This is a genomic window from Paenibacillus sp. 1182, from assembly GCF_017833915.1.
Taxonomy (GTDB): Bacteria; Bacillota; Bacilli; order Paenibacillales; family Paenibacillaceae; genus Paenibacillus; species Paenibacillus polymyxa_D.
This window is the reverse complement of sequence record NZ_JAFICR010000013.1, coordinates 47,504-68,744: the sequence shown is the minus strand read 5'-3', so window position 1 is coordinate 68,744 and position 21,241 is coordinate 47,504. Positions and strand designations below refer to the sequence as shown.

The 21,241-nt window shown below is 42.2% G+C and carries 20 protein-coding genes; 9 read left to right on the top strand and 11 right to left on the bottom strand.

What is annotated here, in order from left to right:
• Window positions 1–223: 223 nt before the first annotated feature.
• From JOD82_RS22960 to JOD82_RS22950, 3 genes are all read right to left on the bottom strand, one after another.
• Window positions 224–931, bottom strand: a complete 708-nt coding sequence (locus JOD82_RS22960; protein WP_029517090.1) for a hypothetical protein — start codon at window positions 929–931, stop codon at window positions 224–226.
• A 136-nt stretch (window positions 932–1,067) separates the two neighbouring features.
• The gene (locus JOD82_RS22955; protein WP_209949985.1) at window positions 1,068–1,994 is read right to left on the bottom strand and encodes a hypothetical protein; all 927 of its coding nucleotides are present in this window, start codon (window positions 1,992–1,994) and stop codon (window positions 1,068–1,070) included.
• Window positions 1,995–2,384: 390 nt separating this feature from the next.
• A complete protein-coding gene (locus JOD82_RS22950; RefSeq protein ID WP_209949984.1) occupies window positions 2,385–2,801 on the bottom strand; it encodes a MerR family transcriptional regulator in 417 nt (138 codons plus the stop codon).
• 340 nt (window positions 2,802–3,141) lie between these two features.
• Between JOD82_RS22950 and JOD82_RS22945 the strand changes: the two genes are divergently transcribed.
• The gene (locus JOD82_RS22945) at window positions 3,142–4,182 is read left to right on the top strand and encodes an NAD(P)-dependent alcohol dehydrogenase (RefSeq protein WP_209949983.1); all 1,041 of its coding nucleotides are present in this window, start codon (window positions 3,142–3,144) and stop codon (window positions 4,180–4,182) included.
• A gap of 580 nt (window positions 4,183–4,762) precedes the next feature.
• On the opposite strand, the gene JOD82_RS22940 is transcribed toward JOD82_RS22945, so the two are convergent.
• The 3 genes from JOD82_RS22940 to JOD82_RS22930 form a co-directional block, all read right to left on the bottom strand.
• Complete coding sequence (locus JOD82_RS22940) at window positions 4,763–6,142, bottom strand: amino acid permease (RefSeq protein WP_061831603.1); 1,380 nt, start codon at window positions 6,140–6,142, stop codon at window positions 4,763–4,765.
• Window positions 6,143–6,524: 382 nt separating this feature from the next.
• Complete coding sequence (locus tag JOD82_RS22935) at window positions 6,525–6,971, bottom strand: GNAT family N-acetyltransferase (RefSeq protein ID WP_209949982.1); 447 nt, start codon at window positions 6,969–6,971, stop codon at window positions 6,525–6,527.
• A gap of 48 nt (window positions 6,972–7,019) precedes the next feature.
• Window positions 7,020–7,487 carry a MarR family winged helix-turn-helix transcriptional regulator gene (locus JOD82_RS22930; RefSeq protein ID WP_209949981.1) on the bottom strand — a complete coding sequence of 156 codons (468 nt, stop codon included), beginning with the start codon at window positions 7,485–7,487 and terminating at the stop codon, window positions 7,020–7,022.
• 197 nt (window positions 7,488–7,684) lie between these two features.
• Between JOD82_RS22930 and JOD82_RS22925 the strand changes: the two genes are divergently transcribed.
• The 6 genes from JOD82_RS22925 to JOD82_RS22900 all read left to right on the top strand — a co-directional run bounded on the left by JOD82_RS22925 (window position 7,685) and on the right by JOD82_RS22900 (window position 13,034).
• On the top strand, window positions 7,685–8,560 hold the full coding sequence (locus tag JOD82_RS22925) for an SDR family NAD(P)-dependent oxidoreductase (protein WP_209949980.1): 876 nt from the start codon (window positions 7,685–7,687) through the stop codon (window positions 8,558–8,560).
• A 166-nt stretch (window positions 8,561–8,726) separates the two neighbouring features.
• Entirely contained in the window at window positions 8,727–9,407 is a 681-nt protein-coding gene (locus JOD82_RS22920) for a hypothetical protein (RefSeq protein WP_039272430.1), read from the top strand.
• Window positions 9,404–10,810 carry a phage baseplate assembly protein V gene (locus JOD82_RS22915; protein WP_209949979.1) on the top strand — a complete coding sequence of 469 codons (1,407 nt, stop codon included), beginning with the start codon at window positions 9,404–9,406 and terminating at the stop codon, window positions 10,808–10,810. Before JOD82_RS22920 ends, JOD82_RS22915 begins: the two co-directional genes overlap by 4 nt.
• A gap of 12 nt (window positions 10,811–10,822) precedes the next feature.
• Entirely contained in the window at window positions 10,823–12,085 is a 1,263-nt protein-coding gene (locus JOD82_RS22910) for a pentapeptide repeat-containing protein (protein WP_209949978.1), read from the top strand.
• Window positions 12,082–12,612: a hypothetical protein gene (locus tag JOD82_RS22905; protein WP_176715766.1), complete on the top strand. Its 531-nt coding sequence runs from the start codon at window positions 12,082–12,084 to the stop codon at window positions 12,610–12,612. The genes JOD82_RS22910 and JOD82_RS22905 overlap by 4 nt, the downstream gene beginning before the upstream one ends.
• A 5-nt stretch (window positions 12,613–12,617) precedes the next feature.
• Window positions 12,618–13,034, top strand: coding sequence for a DUF4280 domain-containing protein (locus JOD82_RS22900; RefSeq protein ID WP_069012891.1), 417 nt, complete (start codon window positions 12,618–12,620; stop codon window positions 13,032–13,034).
• A 113-nt stretch (window positions 13,035–13,147) separates the two neighbouring features.
• On the opposite strand, the gene JOD82_RS22895 is transcribed toward JOD82_RS22900, so the two are convergent.
• Together JOD82_RS22895 and JOD82_RS22890 are read right to left on the bottom strand one after the other, a co-directional pair.
• Window positions 13,148–14,626 (bottom strand): protein adenylyltransferase SelO, encoded by a 1,479-nt coding sequence (locus JOD82_RS22895; protein WP_209949977.1) that lies wholly within the window; start codon window positions 14,624–14,626, stop codon window positions 13,148–13,150.
• Between the two features lie 115 nt (window positions 14,627–14,741).
• Complete coding sequence (locus tag JOD82_RS22890) at window positions 14,742–15,191, bottom strand: VOC family protein (RefSeq protein ID WP_209949976.1); 450 nt, start codon at window positions 15,189–15,191, stop codon at window positions 14,742–14,744.
• Between the two features lie 120 nt (window positions 15,192–15,311).
• On the opposite strand from JOD82_RS22890, the gene JOD82_RS22885 reads away from it, so the two are divergent.
• The gene (locus JOD82_RS22885) at window positions 15,312–16,250 is read left to right on the top strand and encodes a helix-turn-helix transcriptional regulator (protein WP_209949975.1); all 939 of its coding nucleotides are present in this window, start codon (window positions 15,312–15,314) and stop codon (window positions 16,248–16,250) included.
• Between the two features lie 91 nt (window positions 16,251–16,341).
• On the opposite strand, the gene JOD82_RS22880 is transcribed toward JOD82_RS22885, so the two are convergent.
• The 3 genes from JOD82_RS22880 to JOD82_RS22870 all read right to left on the bottom strand — a co-directional run bounded on the left by JOD82_RS22880 (window position 16,342) and on the right by JOD82_RS22870 (window position 20,078).
• Window positions 16,342–16,713, bottom strand: coding sequence for a hypothetical protein (locus JOD82_RS22880; protein ID WP_238437976.1), 372 nt, complete (start codon window positions 16,711–16,713; stop codon window positions 16,342–16,344).
• Between the two features lie 158 nt (window positions 16,714–16,871).
• The gene (gene gnpA / locus JOD82_RS22875; RefSeq protein ID WP_209949974.1) at window positions 16,872–19,046 is read right to left on the bottom strand and encodes a 1,3-beta-galactosyl-N-acetylhexosamine phosphorylase; all 2,175 of its coding nucleotides are present in this window, start codon (window positions 19,044–19,046) and stop codon (window positions 16,872–16,874) included.
• A gap of 12 nt (window positions 19,047–19,058) precedes the next feature.
• Complete coding sequence (locus JOD82_RS22870) at window positions 19,059–20,078, bottom strand: glycoside hydrolase family 88/105 protein (RefSeq protein WP_069012888.1); 1,020 nt, start codon at window positions 20,076–20,078, stop codon at window positions 19,059–19,061.
• A 219-nt stretch (window positions 20,079–20,297) separates the two neighbouring features.
• On the opposite strand from JOD82_RS22870, the gene JOD82_RS22865 reads away from it, so the two are divergent.
• A complete protein-coding gene (locus tag JOD82_RS22865; RefSeq protein ID WP_069012887.1) occupies window positions 20,298–21,239 on the top strand; it encodes an AraC family transcriptional regulator in 942 nt (313 codons plus the stop codon).
• Window positions 21,240–21,241: the final 2 nt, after the last annotated feature.

Below are 21,241 nucleotides of genomic sequence, written 5' to 3'. Positions count from 1 at the left end.
CTACTATCCTGTTTATTCACCATCTTTTTTTAAGCCGTAATTCCCTATCACTAAACAATGGTTTTCATTGGTAATTAAATATTTATCATCTTTTTGTGTTACTATGTTGATCCCGTATACAAATAAAAAAAGAGATAACATCTGTATCCGCATTCGCTTGAAGAATACAAAATGTTATCTCGTTCTCGTGTACATATATACTTATAAAATCCTGTCTGCTGTTTTAATTCTCTTTAAACTCAGAACCCTTATAAACATAAAAGTAGCCGTTTAAAGCCCCATTTTGTGGATAGGCAGCAGGATCTTTGCCTTTTATTTGACCAACCAACTCTCGATTTATAAACGCAGGGGGGCCTTCCTCAACTAGCGCTTCAGCAGACATTCCAGTGATTGATTTTACTGTGTTGGACCAGAATGTAACTAAGTAGACATCGTCAGCATTAAAATGATAGCGTCCTTCACTTGGAGTTCCCTCATAAAACAGCTCTGCCAAAGAAGCTGCCTCAGACCCTCTCATAAAAATTCGAATCTCATCGGTTCCGTTCCATGTATGAGGAACTCCACCTTTTGGATTAACGTATTCTACAGTTTCTGGCTCCTTGTCGCTAATAAAATCAACAACTGCATATTTATAAACCTCATCTGTTACACTCTTGGTTGCAATTTCAGTTGTTTTCTCTGTTCTATAGCCACTGAACTTTCCATACACATTCGGGGTTTTGCCAATAGCAGCTAAGGCCTTTTCCTGATCCATGAATCCGGCTCTTCCAGCTACTGGTGTCAGCCTGTACGTCTTGATTTCAGTCCCCTTGTACTGATCCCAAGTGTATTCGTAATAATATTTCGCATAAGATACTCCACTGTTCCAGCCTACGGATAACAGCATGAGAATACCTATCATGAATACTAACGGCCATTTTTTCAACTTCATACCCTCAACCTCTTTTCTCCAAGTACACTCAAATCATCATTAGCATTATAGCTTTTCAATAAATCTATCGACAGTTAAATATTAGAAGAAAGTGTGGATAAATTATGTCCTTGATAATTTACTATTTGCCTGTGTTTTACTGATCGGTTGCAGCTTTGAGACGTTTTTCCATTTCTGTAGACACCATAATGTTTAATAGCCCCATAAGATTATTGGTCTCATCTCTTGCTTTTTGATAGGCCGCAGCGAAGGCTTTTTCATTCGCGGCAGGGTTTTTAATGTCACTTAGTTTCTTCCACTCGGGCTTAACGCGTTGATCGTACATATCGTACAAGCTGATGTCTGTAGGTGTCTGGGCAACAGGCATCATAGACTCAAATTCTGAGGCAACCTTAAAAAATCCCAGCGTATTTTGGACCGATGGACTAGTGTAATCATGCGTCTTCATCGCTTCTTCTAAAATATGAAGTCCCTCGCGTGACAAATAAAGCATCTTGACGAGTCCTCTTTCTGTATTAGAAGTTTCCTCCCACTTCTTGTAGGACTCCCCTGGAGCAACTCCCTCTGTAAAAAAATTATAAGCTTCATGAATAAATTCATCTGTATTCAGGTGGATGGGTTCTTCTGTATATAAATTCACGACAGAATCACTGTAATTTGCAATGTTTACATGTTTTCCGGTTGGATCGGAAACTCGCCGAATCGGATGATCCTGCACTCGTACCAGCCCATAACGATCTGCAAAGGTAAGAAGCTGCTCCTGCGTCGTATTTAACCCTATTTGTCCTGCTGGCCGATCGGGCTTCGTTGCTTCTTTAGCCACGTCGGAATACGTCTTCCCATTACCTTTTGTAGCTTGGTCTGTAGTATTGCTCACAACACCATCCACACCAGCCTGTGCCGCATTGTCCACCTTGGCATTCTGTGTAGTCGTAGTCGTTGCCGTTGCTGCTCCAGTCGTAGATTCACCTTCAATTTGCTTCTTGGAGTCACCGCATGCAGTCAGCAAAGCAGCTAAACTTATTACAGCAGTCAACAAAATAATATACGCTTTTGCCTTCATTAGTATCTTCCTCATTTCCTTATGTATCTTTCTTTATACCTTCGCGGTCTGATTGTAGCCTTCAATAATATGGAATTAATCTTATCAAAAATAAAAATGAGGGAATACTGGACCATACTCCTGATTATCTTCGATGATTCTATAGTAATTCGTTGTTTTCTGAACTAAAGTCGTGGCTCTCAACCTATATAATGGGTAAATTGCCCGTTGACTTTCGGAATACTTGATCCTCGGTACTACTCCTGTCTGTTCAAGTTACATCATAGTTGGTTCCTAGTTTTCTAAAGCAGATCGTGCTGTTTTAAATCAGTAGGTTGTAGTAAATCGAATATTACAAACGAAAGCACCTGTAATTCATATAGAAATGGATGAATTACAGATGCTTTTCTATTAGTTAGTAATGAGACTCCCTATTTTATTGTTTTTATGAATATTTTCCGTTCCGGCTTCCAATGCAGTTTTGTAATATGAGCATTTATGTTCAATAACTTCCATTGTTTTTTTAAGTTCTTCCATTTGTGCTTCTACAATAGCTTTTCGTTCCATAAACATGTCATATCTTTGTTGTAGTGTGGAATCCCCACCAGAACACCAATCAATGAAATTTTTAATTTCTTTGATCGGCATCCCGGTGGATTTTAGACATTCAATTATTTTTAAAGCGTCGATATCGGATTCTTTAAATAATCTTGTTCCGCTAGATGTCCGTTCTACAAAAGGCATAAGTCCCTCCTTGTCGTAGTAACGCAAAGCGTATGCTGTAAGATTCAATTCTTTTGCAACTTCGCTGATAGAATATGTCTTCATCATATATCTCCTATTTTTAATGACATAGACTTCGAGTTAACTCTATGATACAAGGGGGATTTTATCAAGTTATTTGTTGAATGTCAAAGTCCCCTTATAGGAAAAGTAGAATCAGGTGCTATCTAACGAAATATAATTAGCAAGAAAACAACATTACTGGATAGAGGCTTATAAATCTGCGCTTGACTTAGAGTTAACTATAAGGATTAACATTGATTTGCAAGAGAAAAAGTATAATTGGAAATAAATGAAGAGGAACTTCAACCGACTTCAGCTAGTTTTCAATTTATACCGATATAACTGCATTCTCTTGAAAAATATAAATAATAGGAGGCTATTTATGATAACTGCTAAAGCACGAGCTGTCGATGGCCCAGACAAACCATTTCGATCGGCTGAAATTAAACGACGGGATCTTGTTTCACACGATGTTCTGATTGAAATTAAATATGCCGGCATATGCCATTCTGACATCCACACTGCTCACGGCGAATGGGGGCCAGTGAACTACCCTCTCGTACCTGGACATGAAATTGCAGGGATTGTCACGGAGGTAGGATCTGAGGTTACAAAGTACAGAGTTGGTGATCGGGTAGGGGTTGGCTGTATGGTTGATTCCTGTGGCGAATGTGAGAACTGTCGTAAAGGAGAGGAACAATACTGCCTTAAAGGAAATGTCCCTACCTATGCTGGTGTTGACAAATACGGCGAGCCTACACAAGGCGGATATTCTACCCACATTGTCGTAACTGAGGATTTTGTAGTAAAAATTCCAGATAACATTGAGCTTGACGTGGCTGCTCCATTACTTTGTGCAGGTATTACGACTTATTCACCGTTGAACCGCTGGGGTGCTGGTCCAGATAAGAAAGTGGCCGTTGTGGGAATGGGAGGCCTTGGCCATATGGCTATCAAGATCGCACATGCTATGGGTGCTGAGGTAACCGTTCTATCCCAAACATTAAAGAAAAAAGATGATGGCTTGCAATTTGGTGCGGACCACTATTATGCTACAAGCGAACCAGAAACATTTAAAAAACTTGCTGGGCACTTTGATTTGATTATTAACACGGTAAGTGCTGCCATCGATATGGATGCTTATTTTGCACTACTCAATCTAGATGGAACTTTGGTGAATGTCGGTGCCCCTGGGGAGCCGTTGTCACTAAATGTGATGTCCCTTATCGGACATCGCCGTTCATTTGCTGGTTCAATGATAGGAGGCATCCGTGAGACACAGGAAATGTTGGATTTTTGTGCAAAACACAATATTGTTCCTAAAATTGAAGTAATTTCGGCCGACCAGATTGACGAAGCCTACAAACGAGTGTTAGCTTCTGATGTGAAGTATAGATTCGTGATTGACATTAGCACAATGTAAGCTATGTAAATCATAAGTTGTACAAGTGATTTTAATTGTGAAGGTGTCCCCAAAGTATTACTTGGGACACCTTCACTTTATTCTGTGTACCATCCTATTGTCCATTTCCTCTTTTTGTATTTATTTGTAATCCAAAGATTCCACCCTTAGAATATAATACATTAGGAATAAATAGGAAGGTGGAACTTATCTATGTTTAAGAAAATGGATATTTACAAAATCCTCACTTTAATATTTGCTGTAGTTGTTATGATCTCTTCCTCTTTATCACTCGCATACCCAAACACCTACGAGGATTTGTACAAAGTCTCACAATTTTTTCTAGGGTTTATATTTTTATTTTCGGGAATTACAGAGTTTAAGGCTAACCGTAAGAGTATGGCAATAATCAACTTCTCCATTTTCGTTCTCACTTTTTTTGTATTTGTATTTACACTTGTAGTGCGAACTGGATAACCACACGGTTCTATACCTCAGTAACAACCTTTCCATAGCCCCTCCCTCGTCATGTAAAAGAAAAGCCGAGCGAACTCAGGTCATCTGAATTGCGCTCGGCAAATGTTACGTATTTAGCAATCTTTTAGTTTTCCTCTAATTCTTCAATTCTCTGCCGCTTTCCTATGCCAAAGACAAAATATCCAACAATGACGATCGCCATGAATGTTGCCCCGACAATCAACGACAAGCGTGTGTCTGGATTAAACCACATTCCAACGATCACAAGCAACAAAAAGACAATGGTGATGTAATTACTGATTGGAAAAAAACGAGATTTAAAGGTGTGATCCTTCATTTCATCCTTCCACTTTTTCCTGAATTTAAATTGACTGATGGCTAATGCAAACCACGGTACCATGCCTGGAAGAACACTGGCGCTGTAAATATACAGAAACAGTTTGGAATCAGGCATTAAATAGTTAAATAACACCCCTACCAGTAGCAAGGAAATGGTCGTTATTATACTATTTCTAGGGACGCCGCTTGGAGAAACTTTCCCAAAGAACTTAGGAGCTTGTCCGTTCTTAGCCAATGTATATAACATTCTGCCCGCACTGTAAATACCACTGTTACAACCAGACATCGCAGCTGTAAGTACAACAAAGTTAATGATACCCGCAGCAGCCACAATTCCTACCTTGGCAAAAGTCAGAACAAATGGACTACCGATCTCGCCTATTTGGTTCCAAGGATAAATCGTAACAATGACAAAGATTGCACCCACGTAGAAAATCAGAATACGCCAGATGATGTTTTTAATGGCTTTTCGCAGTGTCATTTTCGGATTTTCTGCTTCACCTGCCGTAATACCCACCATCTCTATCCCTTGGTAAGCCGCTGTTACAATGCAGAGTGCAAATAGAAACCCTTTCAAACCACCTGCAAAGAAGCCGCCCTGGCTGTACAGATTGGATAGACCTATCGGTTGTCCACCGTTACCGAGGCCAAAGAAGATCATCCCCGTACCCACTACTAGCATGAAGATAATGGCGACAATTTTAATCATCGCAAACCAAAACTCAAATTCCCCATAAAATTTCACAGCCGCCAAATTGGCCAATGCAATAATAATTACACCTGCCAAAGCCGGCAACCATTGCGGGATATCCGGGAACCAGTAGCCCACATATACCCCAATCGCAGTGACTTCTGCCATCCCTACGGTAACCCATAAAAACCAATAGCTCCAGGCGGTCAAGAAACCGGCTAAAGGGCTGATATATTTATGAGCAAATGTAGCGAATGAGCCTGTCACCGGTTCAAGAATCAGCATTTCCCCCATGATCCGCATGACAAAAAACATAATAATCCCAGCTAAGAGATAAGCCAACAGTACTGAGGGACCTGCCCATTTTATCGTACTTGCCGACCCCATAAACAAACCGACGCCAATCGTGCCTCCAAGCGCAATCAACTCAACGTGCCGTGGCTTTAGCCCTCTCGTTAATTGTTTCGATTCCAAAAGAACGCTCCCCTTCGTATATGTTCATCATCAAACGCTAATGATCCGGAAAACTGCCCCCAAACATTATTAATTTTTCAGACTGACGTGGTCGTGAGTGAACGACTACAAAGTAGTTCCACGATTCTTAAATATACAAGGAAACCACGTCCTATTTACCGTCCAAACCTTACTGTTTCTAAGACCGAGTCCGTAGCATTAGATGCATTGTATGACAAAAAACGCCTAAATACAACTGCTAATTCGCAGACATATTTAGGCATGAAATGGAAAGGAAGGTGATTCATGTTTTCTGAACAATGGTCAATTTAATGCGATGCATTAGAGTGCTAAACATAACTAGTTTTTCAATGATAAATATCACGATATTAAGCCTATGTATTTATTTGAGACTTTTTATAAAATTTTTCTGATCCTTGGTAAACATATAGCCACGTCGTTCATAGAACCTGTGAGCCTGTATCCGACTTGGGTGAGATAACAGTTTGATCCCGGGAAATCCATGGGACTTTCCCCACTGTTCAAGACGCTCAATCAACATGCTACCTACACCTTGATTTCTATACTTTTCTTTAACAACAAATCCTAGTATATTCACCAAAGATTCAGAAAAAAGTAATTCATGTGGGCTTCCATGAATATATCCTAATACCTCGTTGTTTTCTTCATAAACAAAGATTACATCTTTTGATTCCTTTATAATCATTTCAATTTTCTCTTTTACTTTTACTTCAGGAAATAGATATAGATTGGGATTAAAGTCTTGGTTTAACAAATAAATATCATGATATTCAGTTCCCCTAATTTCCCTAACATTTTTTTCTTTCACTTTTGAAATGCCCCCTATTTTCATCATCCGATGCTTTATGTCGAATCATTACTCCTCGCAATCTTGACCGTTAAAACAATTCAGCATACCAATAAACGCTTCAAGTTTGGAATCCTCCCATGTTGAAATGCGTTGATAAAACTCATTTTCTTTTTCTTTTAAAGCTTCTAGGGCTTTTTCACGACCATTAGCTGTCAGGGATATTAACACTCCCCGACGATCCTCAGGGTGAGTTTCACTTTTTACATAATTCAAGTGTTTAAGCTGAGTAACAAGTCGGCTGACAGAGCTTCGATCCATAGCGGTGGATTCCGCCAAAAATGTAGCGCTTGCCGGACCGTACGAAAGAAGGCAGCGTACGATCAGAAAAGCCGCAGGTTGCAATGATGGATCGAAAAGTGCCGCTGTTCTTACATTGAGTGCATGTGACGCGCTTATAAGTGCATTAAGTTGTTCACCAAGATTCAGTTCTAATTGCTCTCTTGTAGAATTTGAATGTTGAGTTTTATGATCCATATGTCTCCACCTTATTTGAATGAGTTCGAATATATTTGACATATATCAATTAAAATACATATACTTGATATATATCAATCATATTTTCGGCTTTGGTAAGTGTCAAGCAGAAGATCTACAGTATAAAGCATCTACAACCGTAAAGCGTAAGCATGAATAAGAATGTAATTGGATCGAGAATTAGGAGGATGATGTATATGTCGACATACCCGACTATTGTAATCACTGGTGCTACTAACGGTCTTGGACAATTAGTAGCAATTGAATTAGCCCAACGCGGAGCGCATCTAGTCTTAACAGCCAGAAATGAAAAGCGTGCTGAAACGACTAAAAATATTCTAAAAGATCTGGCGCCAAGTACAAAGGTAGACTTTTTTTTCGGGGACTTGTCTCTTATGAAGGATGTCAGGCGTATTGGTGATGAAATTAAAGCTAATTATCCAAAGATTGATGTATTAGTGAACAATGCTGGATTACATGGATTTGAACAGCGAATAACCTCAGAGGGTTTGGCAGAAATGATAGCCGTAAACTATCTTGCCCCGTGGCTGTTAACGCATACCCTACTCAATTCACTCATGGAATCCACAAATGCTAGGATCGTCAATGTGGCTTCTGAAGCGTCACGCAACCATGGCGAATTAAAATTACCGGAGGATTTAACAGATATATCTGCATTTACCGCAAGAGGTTCATCTAAGATATACGGAAAGACTAAACTTCTTAATATCATGTTTACAGAAGAACTTGGACGCCAGTTGGATGGAACCGGAATCGTAGTTAACGCACTTAATCCAGGATTTAACGTTACTGGCCTTGGCCGTGAGTTGGGATTTTCTTCAGTACTTGCAAAAATATTGAACACTTTGCATATTGGAGACCCACGGAGAGGAGCAGAAATTATTATTCGTTTAGCAACAGAATCTCAATATCGAGAAGTGACAGGTGGATATTTTAATGTTGGCACTGGTAAGCCGATTGTGCCGACATATCCTGGTGGGGATAGCAAGATGCAACGCCTACTTTGGAGTACTACTACCGAATTGTTACGGCAAAAAGGGGTTATGGCATGAAATAGGAGCTATTATCAAATAATGCCCCCCCAACGAATGGTTCATTTTGTAAACTAAATCTCTCTTTTAACCGATAAATACATATGCTGGTTCTGTACTTAAATATCTCCTCCCATCTTTACATATTCAAGTACAAACGTGTATTTTTCCTAAAAGGGGGCTTCCTATGAACTATCTAGACGAGCATATACTTAGCCTCAAAGCTAAAATGGTGGATCGGAAGACAGCTAATAACGATAATGTGAAATCCATTCCAGCTCAAACTCAGAAATCGGAACAGGACGGTTCCATGTTTGAAGAAACAAAGCTACTTCATATTGAAAACGATTATCTCGCATTGGAGCCCATTACAATACTACACGGAGAAATTGGTTTCTACATTCCCAAGTCCTTTACTCCTATGCCAATGGAGCAAGCTATAATCAAATATCCTTCAGAGCATCGACCAAAGGTCATTTATACCTCATCTGAGGAGACTATCAATATCACTTTTAATCCTACAGATACTGCCCTGGAAGCGGAAGAACTGCCCGATTTTGTAGAGCAAATGGCGGATATTTTACGGTCTGTACAACCGATTCGCAACTGGTTAGGTACCGAAATGGTTATCAACGGTTCCGGACTTTCAGTTGGGCAGATTCGTTTTGTGGCGGCGGGGATCGACGGTAATCTATACAACGAAATGCTATTCTTCATCCACAATGGACGAGTTGTCATAGGTTCCTTTAGCTGTCTGGAGGTAGATCTCGAAATCTGGTTACCTGTAGCAGAATACTGGGTTCAATCCCTTTCTGTCCTTCCACCCTCCACCTATTCTACAAATGAGAAAGGAATGACTACACCATGAGTCATCAAATTCACATTCACCCTTATGAACAAATGGATCTAGAAGAGCTCACCTTAACGAAAAAAGTTAACGAGCATACTCGGCTTTATTTTACAGGTGTTATCCCCGAAGACTTGCAAGACAGTTACGTGGAAACGACAGAAAAAAATACCATCATTGAAGTCAGTCAACAAGATGAGTCTGGCGTAAGCAAACCGCTATTTAGTGGGATTGCCCTCTCGGTCGAGGTAAAAGTCGTGCGAGGTGTGTACTATCTGGAAGTGGAAGCTATTTCCCATACGTACCGGATGGACATCAAGCAGCGTACCCGCTCTTTTCAGTATACGAAAATGACGATTCCTCAAATGCTGGAGCACATAGGTAAGGACTATGAAGGACTGGATGTGATCGACGGGGCTACTGGCGGAGAAGCCATCGGGCGGCTTGCCATTCAGTATCAGGAGACAGACTGGGCTTTTTTAAGACGCATAGCCTCCCGTTATCATACGAGTCTGATGCCTGTAGCCCGTTTTGACAGTCCCAAATTTTATTTTGGTATTGAGGACAGCCCTGCACAGGCGATACTGGATCATACCCGTTATACCGTACGTAAGCAATTGCTTCCTTTTCGTTATTTTCAGGAGAATGAACAGACCAAACTGAGTGAACACGATTTTATTTTTTATGAGGTAGAAACAGATGAGGTACTCGACTTGGGCGCTCAGTTGAATTTTCAGGGGCATAACTTGTATGTCATGGAAGCCTACACCGCCATGAGTCAAGGACTGCTGCGGCATCAGTATGTGTTGGGTTCTTACCAGGGATTTCGGCAAAAAAGCTACTACCAGGATAAGCTGGCAGGAGCCTCATTAAGCGGTACTGTGCTGGACGTACGTCAGGATCAGGTGCGCATTCATCTGGATTGTGACGAACAACAGGACGCAAGCAAGGCACATTGGTTCAACTATTCTACTGTGTACAGTGGCGGTGGCCATACCGGCTGGTACGTCATGCCAGAAAAAGGCGATTCCGTTTCCCTCTATTTCCCCGGTAGTCGGGAAGAAGATGGCGTGGCAGGTAGTGCCGTGAGACGGGCAGATCGCAAGAGTACGCATAACCATTTTTCCAATCCGCAAATGAAAATATGGCGTACCCCGCATGGCAAGGAAGTTCGACTGGGACCGGATGAACTGGTCGTTACAGCCAAGGACGGCGCTATTTACATCAAACTGGATGATAAAGAAGGCATTCATATCACCAGCAGCAAGCAAGTGAATATTTCGGCAGGAGGCAATCTCAGCCTGTCTGCGGGAAAGACGATGAGCCTGTCCGCAGGTAGTCAGCTCCGTATGGATTGTAACGGCAGTCATATTGAATTAAGCGGGTCAGCGGATATGAAAGGCAGCGAAGTGAAGTCAAATTAAGGATGATTAGCAATGGAAAAGCAAACAGATGTGTTAGATCAGCAACAAGCAGCTCTTCAACAGGCTTGGTCTCTCATTCGCAAAGAATGGGCGTTGAAATGTACATCAACACAAACACAACGATTACAGCATATAGTAGAACATTTTCGCGCCTTTTGTGAGCTGGTTCGGCAAAAGCAACTCACAGGTCGTAAAGGTCATATCGGTTACATCACCTACTCCATGCTGCGCACCACATGGCTTGAACAGAAGCCCGTTTATCTTGTTGAAGCTACGGATGCCTTATGGATACTTGATGCTGAGCCCGTTCAGTTGGAATACGATGCAAGTTGGATTTTTCTCTATTGGACTCAATTACATGAACAACTTGGGGCTGAAACCTTGAACCAGCAAGTCTCCCTTTCCGAACTTGAATTAGAGCAGATCATGCTGGAAGCAGCGGGATATCTTCATACGATGATCGTTAGTCTGGTTCGTCAGGCTATGAAGCAAGCAGTCCACCTACCAGAGTTTGAGGCGTTGGATCGTGAAGAAGCTTTTGAGATTCGCGTCGGAGAGTATATGGATCATAGTGTCTCCGTGTACCGGGAAGATCGAAGACCCGTGGATGCTAACATCATAAAGTCTTGGCTGGAGGAAAAAGAAGGATCGGCCTACAGCTACCAAGCACTGTCTCAAGTGCAATTGTCGGATGGGGATTACAGTTCCTTGGATTTTCGTTATACAGTCTTTCGCCAGATCGGGATGCAACAAAGCCGATTGCATCACTGTATCCTCGTAGGCACGGTATGGCAAGAAGCTCAGCTAGATGGAACCGACTTTTCGCACAGCCTGCTTCACGGAGCCGATTTCCGTGGCTGTTCCCTGCAAGAGGCTGTGCTGGACGAAGTTATAAGCAATAGCGAATATGGATCGGATGCTTGGCTGGATTGGGAACCGCTAGGATTGGATGGAGTGGATTTTACAAGAGCTAATTTACAGGGAGCTCGTTTTCAACATGCACAGCTTCAAGGAGCTACTTTCCAAGATGCCGCGCTGCAAAGAGCTTTATTTAACGGCGCGGATCTAACAGGTGCCTGCTTTGTAGGAGCCGATGTTACTGGCGCTTCGTTTATAGGTGCATGTTTAGTAAAAGCTAATTTTACAGGGGCAAAGCTACACCGGGCAATCTTTACAGATATCCAACTAAGCGAAGCCATTGGTCTTGCTGCTGTAGAAGCACCCCTGGCTACACAGGTAACAGATACAGTGAGTAAGGAGAGTGGGGGTAAATGAGATATTTTCGACTCATGGTGGACGAGCGCGTAAAGCATCGGGTAGAGACTGCGCCCCTGTCTCCCTTGCAGGTGGAAGAACTCCTTTCGGGTCATACCATTCAGGCGGAGGACACTCCCCTGTTTTTAGCAGTACATACAGATCCACGAACCGTATATCCGGATTTTCTGGAGTTCCCTTTGCCACTGGTTTCAGACTCCATGAAAGTCCTGTTGGAAAAATATATGCCGGAGCTGGAATGGAAGGTCGCTATACTTACCGATTTTCAGAAGGCCAGGCAGGATGTGTACTGGATATTGCGTCCACCTGTGGTGGATTGTCTTTCCTCACAAACCGAGTGGTATCCTGACCATACCTTGAAGCAGTTGGTACTTAAACACGGAAAAATCCAATCGTCTATATTTCGGATCGCCGGCTTGTTGGAAGCTCATATCTATATCAATCTCGCGGTAGCGGAAAGTCTGCTGCGTCGTCCATTTACAGGTGTTCGTGTGCAAAAAGTGGAGATGTCCACAAAGGAGGAATAATCCGTATGGAAGAAGCAAGTGTGCAGCCTGGGTCAGGTGCGAAAAAAAGCTATGTCGTGGCAGGTGCGATTTTAAGCTGTAGTTACGGTACACAGCCTACGCGTTTGAAGCGCCCTTTTAGCCACGGGGTGTATGTCAAAAATAAAGCCCAGATGAATATTGGAGATTATGTGCCTGGAGTGAACATAAAATCTTTTGGAAATTGCTCCAGTCCGCTGAATCCGACTGTGCAAGCCAGTGAGATGGTCGATATTTATGGGGTGAAAAAGGCTCCATGTATTCCTGTTCTTACGATGCCTTGGCTGAACGGAAAAAGCGACATGCGCATCGAAGGCCAGCCTGCTCTTACACAGAACTGTACGCATCAATGTCTTTATTGCGGGCACATACAAATCGAAAATGACGGTCAAGAGCTGGATTAATTAGTTGCAGCCTACCAAAATAAAAACAAAATGCGCTGGTGAGAGAATGGCTATCTTCTCCACCAACGCATGAAATAGGTTATCATCGAGTTGTTCAACATGATTACATTACATTAGGTACCGCAAAAGGTTCGGTATGAGCAGTTGGATTTCTCAGGCAATGTAGAGTAAATAGCCTGTTCGTCAGAATAAGCATAAGGGTTCGAAAGAACTTCAAGGAGATGCTCCATCACATGGTAGTCTTCTCGTTCCACCGCAGCTTCCAATGCTTCTTCTACTCGGTGGTTGCGCGGGATGATTGCAGGATTGCTGCTGCGCATCAGCTGATGCGATGAATCTTGGGATTCCTGCTGTCTGCCCAGTCTCGCCTGCCACTGCTCGTGCCACTGGGTGAATTCCTCAGTGCTGAACAGAACCGTATCCTCCAGCTTGTCCAAAGTTAGGGCACGGAAGGTATTGGTGTAGTCAGCACGATGCTTCTGCATGATATTCAGAAGATCCTCAATAAGAGATTCATCCTCCTGCTCTTCGTTAAAGATCCCTAGCTTCGCTCGCATTCCTGCAAGCCAGTGACTGTGAAACATTTTTACAAAATCTGAAATTGCATCCTCAGCCAGTGTGACAGCCTGCTCCCTGTTGTCATGCAGCAGTGGCAAGAGCGTCTCAGCAAATCTCGCGAGATTCCACGCAGCAATATGCGGCTGATTGGCATAAGCATAGCGTCCCTGCCTGTCGATGGAACTGAATACCGTCTCAGGATCATAGGTATCCATGAAGGCGCAAGGACCATAATCAATGGTTTCTCCGCTAAGGGTCATATTGTCGGTGTTCATCACCCCGTGAATAAAACCAACCAGCTGCCATTTGGCAATCAGCTCGGCCTGACGCTTAATCACTTCCTGAAGCAGTGAAAGGTAACGGTTTTCGTCATTGGCAACTTCCGGGTAGTGTCTTTCCAATGTATAATCAGCCAGAGCACGGAGATCTTCGGACGTGCCCCATGCTGAGACGTATTGAAAGGTTCCGACGCGAAGATGACTGGCAGCCACACGGGTCAGAATGGCACCGGGCTGCTCGGTTTCCCGGATGATCGTCTCACCTGTGGATACCACCGCCAAGCTGCGGGTGGTAGCAATACCTAGCGCATGCATCGCCTCACTGATGATGTATTCACGAAGCATCGGACCAAGTGCCGCACGCCCGTCACCACCACGGGAGTATGGCGTTCTGCCAGAGCCCTTGAGCTGAATATCAACCCGTTCACCCAAGGGATTGATCTGTTCGCCAAGCAGCAGAGCACGACCGTCTCCTAACATGTTAAAATGCCCGAATTGATGTCCTGCGTAAGCTTGAGCAAGAGGCGTAGCCCCTTCAGGAACCTGGTTGCCGGCCAGCTCCGCTACGCCATCATTCCCTTGCAGCGCCGTGCCGTTCAACCCCAGTGATGCTGCCAACGGATGATTAAGTATAATCAGCTTTGGTGAGCGGACAGGAGTCAGGTTGAGCTTTGTAAACATGGATTCTGGCAGACGAGAGTAACTGTTGTCGAAGTTCCACCCTATTTTATCTGCTATTTCTTTTTTCTCCGTCATAGTGTCTCCTTTTCTGCTGTGGTATCTTGGATTTTTCCCTTTTAGTTTTTACTTCTGTCCATTTATTATCCACTTTTCACCATGCTATTGTGCTTTTTAGCTTTTAACAACCTTTTTATTGTAATCGATTATCAAACATTAATTGTATTTGAATACCGAACGGGTCTTCAATAATACCGTAGGCTTGGCTAAACATATTATTAGATAAAGGCACGATAATTTTCACGCGATTATCTGTAATTAAGCTATGATAAAAATGTTTAATTTCTTCTAAGTCAGCACTTTGAATACATAATGAAGTGTTATTACCAACTATATATTTTTCACTGGGATTCATTGTATCTTCTGCTATCATTACTTTTGTTTTTCCGATGGATAAGACAGAATGAGCAATATAATTTTTATTTTTATCCGTAAGCTGTATGGAACTGTCACGTTGGGCCATGTCTTGATAGGTAACCAGAAACAATTCCTCTGCGTTGAAGTGTTTTTTGTAAAAATGCATAGCTTCCTTTGCCTTTCCGTTCATGGATAAGAAAATAGCTACTTCCAGTGTTGTACTCATGGTATCAATCTCCTTTTATATGTGCTTTTAGTCAGATATTTTATGAATTTGATATATTCCCTTGAACTTATTATCATATATAAAGGTATCAAAACATGACACCTTTATAAGGAGATTTAGATGAAGAAATCAGAAAGATTAAATGATATGATCAGATACTTAAACAGTCGAGAGTTCTTTAATTTAAATGACCTGATGGATAAGTACCATATTTCAAAAAGTACAGCTCTACGTGATATTCATTCATTAGAACAATTAGGTATGCCTATTTTTTCGGAACATGGCAGACATGGACGATATGGTATCTTAAAAAATAGATTGTTATCCCCCATTATTTTTACGATGGATGAAGTATATGCACTGTACTTTGCAATGTTGACGTTAGAGGCTTATCAATCCACCCCCTTTCACTTAAGTGTTAATAAACTAAACGAAAAGTTTGAACACTGTCTTTCTAAAATACAAATAAACCAGATTCATAAAATGAAAAAGGTTCTACAATTTGAAATATATCAGCATACTCATATTAGTCGTTATTTAGATAAAATTCTAACAAGCATTCTTAATGAGAGCACCTGTAAAGTTAAATATGTAAAAAATAATCAGAATAAAAGTTACTATGTTCAATTTTTCAAAATTTCCGCTAAGTTTGGTCAGTGGTATGCTACTGGCATAGAGTTAAATACGAATAAATATAGAGTTTTCAGATGTGATCGAATCACCTTTGTAAAAGAAGAGGAGAGCAATTCTGGCTTTTCTATAGATGAGCTCCTTAATCGTTCATTAGAAATGTATCAATCCGAGAAGAGCATTGACTTTGAAGTAGAGATTGTAAAACAAGCGAAGGACATTTTCTATAAAGAACATTATCCCTCTATGAAAATAGAAAATGGTGATAAGACAGTCATTAAGGGATTCTATAATCCTGGAGAAGAAGAGTTTATCGCTCATTATTTTATGAGATATGGTCATTATGTACGATCTGTGAAGCCTGAATCTTTAAAACAGATTATTAAAGAAAAAGTTGAGCATCTCTTGAACCACTATCAAAAATTATAAGATCATCGAAGGTTTGTTCAACATTTCCTCTACCTTTTAGCAAGGAAAAGAAGGATCAAGCTTCTTTTCCTTGCTAACGATGACATTTGAATTATGGCTTCCGTTTGGCGATAACAGCATAGGAGACCGTTCTTGTGAATCCAGTTGGATTCCATGCAGTAAAGAACCATCTGTCTTCCGCCGCAGAATAGTTATCGAGAAGAAACCCTTGCTGATTTCCAGAGAAAATCCATGAACCGCTAATCAGATTGTAGGCGTTACCGTTAATCGTAGTGCTTCTAAAGCTATTTGGGGGGATAGTAACCGCAGCGAAAGTGAAACGCGCAAATCCATCTCCAAGTTGAGTTACACGAATGGCTTTTTTAAGATTCATAACCACGTGACTTCTTTTTTTTAACTTTCTTCCCAACTTGGCTTCCGCATTTTTAATTTTCATTAAGGTTGCCTTTCTCAAAGAAATCATCTCCTTCATTGTTTTACTTATAGTTAATGATGGAGTAGATACTTTTGAATGGACAAAATCCCCGGTAAATTGGCTGGATTTTCTGGAGGTGCTAAAACAAAGAGCCCTTCCTTAAATAAAGGAGGGCTTGACACCGCTACTCTTATTATTTTCCGTTTCTATACCGATTTTGTTAAGCCAATACGAGTGATCATGGTGTCATACGGATCTAATTCCATCGTTTGTTTGCCATATTCCGTATCAACCGTCGTTCTTTGAAGTTGATCGCTATTGTTAATAACCACCAACATTTTACTTTCTGGATAATAAGCACACTCTGTATATAGGTTATCCGTAATGTACTTCGTTTCATGTAACTCATTACCTGCAAAGCGAATCATATTCAGCAACAACCTTGTGTTTTCCCAGCTGAATTCGAATGAAGGAAGGTAAATTCCCTTTCCTTTACCGAAGGCATGTGTAGACAGTGTTATCATACCACTTGCTTCCTCCACTACCGCAGCTGACCCATCCGTAAGATAAATGCTATTCTTTGGCGTTATACTTGCCCCCTCAGGCACCAAACCATACTCATCCCTAACCTCATATGTCCATCTTCCATGACCTACCCTGGAGCCTGTATCCTCATCCAGTCCGAGAACATGCGCCATTCTAAAAAAGCTGTCGTGACCTTCTACCGCCGAAGGCTGATTGATGCCAATAAAGATACCACCTTCGTAAACCCATTGGGTCAGTAAGTCCACACACTTGTTGTCATTCCAGTACTCCCCACCACTCCATGCTGAACCAGCAGAGCCGGCATTGATCACTACATCACAATCCTGTAGAATTCCCTGACGGATATCTTCAAAGTCAATGAACTGCACTTCAATCGGCAATCCAGATAAAGCTTCATTGACATGAATCAAATCATGCATATACGTTTCATGGAAATGTCCGGACAAGGTCCACGATCTCAATTTTCCCCAGCTATGCAGAATAGCTACCTTCGTCTTCATATGATAGGGTTTGCCTTCGTGGTGCAGTTCTTTAATTTCTCTGAATTCATTGGCAATCTTTTCGATGTAATCGCAAAAATCCGGGTAAGGCTCTACAAGGTGCAAATATCCGCCCAATCCAATCCGGTCAATAGGCTCCCGCAGCAAGGCGCGCCGGATATTAATCCAATACTTTTTGGCATCCAGCGTGGGGTCGCCCCCCTCCATAAAGGTAGGAAGCCCGCCTAAGCCAACCGGAAATAAGTATGGATGCAGCCGAATCTCATGCGTATTCACTTTCACACCTGAACACAGCCTCGCCTCATAACCTGAGAACACACATTTGATCAATCCGTCAAAACCAAGCTCTTGGAAACGGTCATTATAGGGCTCCATACCAACCCAACTGTCATCATAAAACACATAGGCCAGCTTGTCGTGCTTATGCACAATATCAATTAATTTCTTGCCAAATTCGATTACAAAATCATTGATAAATGCCATCCAATCCAGCTTGCGCTGCTCAGCCGGGATATGACTGACGCGGTATTTCCCGCCATTCACAAAATCCTCGGCAGTCATCGAATACCCGTATTTCTTGGCAAACAGATCAAGCGCTCTTGAACTTACCGTAAAATCGTATGAACCCCAGTCAGAGAACAGATGGCGATTGCGCTCATCGCTGCCCCAGATCCAGGCGAAATTATAAAATAAGGAAGTAAACCGAACAACCGTGGTTTCCTTATGATGGAGACACCAATCTTCCATCCAATCCAGCAGATACTGTTGCGTTTCTGCATAGATAGGATCTATCTGCATCAAATGCTCTTTGTCCCAATGATTAGTGGTGTGATTGTACATGGAAATCTCTTCCCAGATCCGGTAGACCATGAAGCTCACCGTGTATTTATGCCAAGGAGCAATTCCGGTAATGACCACGTTTCCGGATTCCCTTTCATAATTCCACTGTTCTCTTGGAACTTCCTCTCCGGTCGTTCTGTCAAAAACCTGCCAATAGTTAAACGCCTCTTTGGAATCATTCACTTTGAACTGTTCAGCAAAAAAATCCTCCATCAGATAGATGGATACATAATCTTGTACAGCTACCTTTGGATTTGTAATTAAAAAACACTGCTGCAGCTTATCCAGATGGTGGGACGCCCACTCATTATGATCTCTGATGATACAGATTGTCGAATATATGCCGTACCCAGCATTTATAATCTCATCGGACAATTGCGTGCCGTCACTATCACGGATGACATCGGCACCCCACCGTTCAGCTAATTTCAGGGTCAGCGCCTCATAACCGGATTCTCCCGGTAGTGTAAAGTTCCCCGTAGTTTGTTTGGACAACTTGCTTCCCTCCTAATTCAACATATCAGACAGAAAGGCCAATGCCAGGCCTTGACCCCAGCCCTGAATCCAGTCCTTTGGAATATTGCGATACCCATCCCGATCTTTCATAACCGCTGTGCCGCCCGACACACCTAGTACCCGACCGTCCTCGCTAATATGGTTCAAGATGCCCTCCAATGCCTTTTGCACGTACTTGGTATGCAGCGGATTGCCGTTATTGATCATGGCCGCCGCGATACCGCAAGATGCCGACACTTCTTCATAGGACTCCTCGTCATCCAGTACCGTCCGCCACAAACCATTCTCCGTTTGAACACCCTTTAGTGCCGCCAGTTGATCCCGAAGCGAACACTCTACGTCCATGCATTGCGGATACAAGTACCAGTCTTTTAAATGAATTTTGACTTGCGACATGGTATATGCTCCCCAAGCATTCGCTCTCCCCCAGAAAAATCCGGACATGTGATCCTGCTTGACATTATTGTAGCCATGGTACCAGAGACCGCTACTAGGGTCTTGCAGGTATTTGATATGCCAGTAATATTGATTTAAGGCGTCCTGGATCATTGCCTCATCCTTTAATTTGGTTCCTACACGCAGCAGAAAAAATGCCGCCATAAACAATGTGTCCGCCCATGCCTGTTCTGGAAAATCATTAGCCACGGATACCGTATGCTGCAAAACATGGTCTCCGAACCGGAGAGCATTGTTTTGGATGTAATCCACCTTGCTCATCACAATATCCCAATATTTTGGGTCTCCTGTTTCTTCATACAACGTGATCAGCATATGGCCCATAGCACATGTGTTTACCGTCCAGTGCGGCAGACCCAGCTCGATATATTCATCCGCCCACTGCACAAGCATATTTAAATACTCTTTATTTCCTGTTTTCGTATAGGCTCTGGATACACCATAGTAAGCCACACCGCAGGGCCAATCCCACGTTAAATCCATCGTCATGGTTTTTCTGACGACTTTGTCGATAACTTTTAATATCTCTTCCTTGTCACAAACCAATTGAAGCATCTTTATTCCCCTCTCTTAGCGCCCACGCTCCCCAAAGCGCTTGAGAGCTGTTCGTCACTATTTTGAAAACGCTTTACTTATTCCATTCTACGCAGTAAAATAGTCTCCATCTAAGCATATTCGCAACAAAACTGCGCATTTCCAATCATTTATGTGAGGATTTTACAAAATCCTGATGTATATCTGCTGGTTAAAACCAAAGTCATGGGGGTATTGAATATGCCCAGAAAAAAGAAGCCCGTTATAGAATATCGACACTATAGCTTGCCCATAAATTTCCCTGTCTTGCTATTAAGCGGTGAACGTTGGAAGATTTCTGATATTAAAAGTGAGCATCTCCATTTCCATAACCATTTGGAGATTGGTATATGCTATTCAGATAGCGGCGTCATGGAGATCAAAGGAGAATCTGTACCCTTCAAAGCCGGCGATGTGACCTTCATCCCCAGGTATCTTCCTCATACCACGTATAGTTCGCCAAATACAGCCAGTCTGTGGTCTTATATCTTTTTTTCACCAGAGGATCTCTTTCAACATTCATTTAAAAGTGCTTACAGCAACTTCGAACCAAATTTGTGGGTGGTGAAGGGAAAAAACTGTATATTGAATAAGGAGCAGTATCCCAAGGTTTATACACTTGCAACTTCGATCGTAGAAGAATTAAAACAGCAGAATCCTTACTATCAGGAAAGTGCCTATGGCTTATTGCTATCCCTTTACATAGAACTCCTTAGAATTCATTCCAGGAATGAACTGTTGGCAGATCAAGAAACAGAGCATAGCCTGAAAAACGATTTTGTCATTTCTCCGGTTTTGGAATACATCACGAAAAACTATATGAACCCCATTACGATGGATTTTTTGGCCGACCTGTGCCATTTAAGTACAACTCATTTTCGAAGAAAATTCCATGAAATTATGGGGACGTCGCCTCTCGATTTCCTAAACAGCACCCGAATCGAAGAGGCTTGCAAGCAGTTAAAAAGCACGGAGGATTCTATTCTTTCGATCTCCGAACAAGTCGGTTTTCACTCCATTTCCAGCTTCAACCGTTGCTTCTCCAGGCTTATGGGAAAGCCGCCAAAAGAATGGCGTAAAGGGGCACAATCTGAAGCGCAATCTGCGAAAGCGTCTATACTGGAGTTTACGGGATGGGTTTAGCA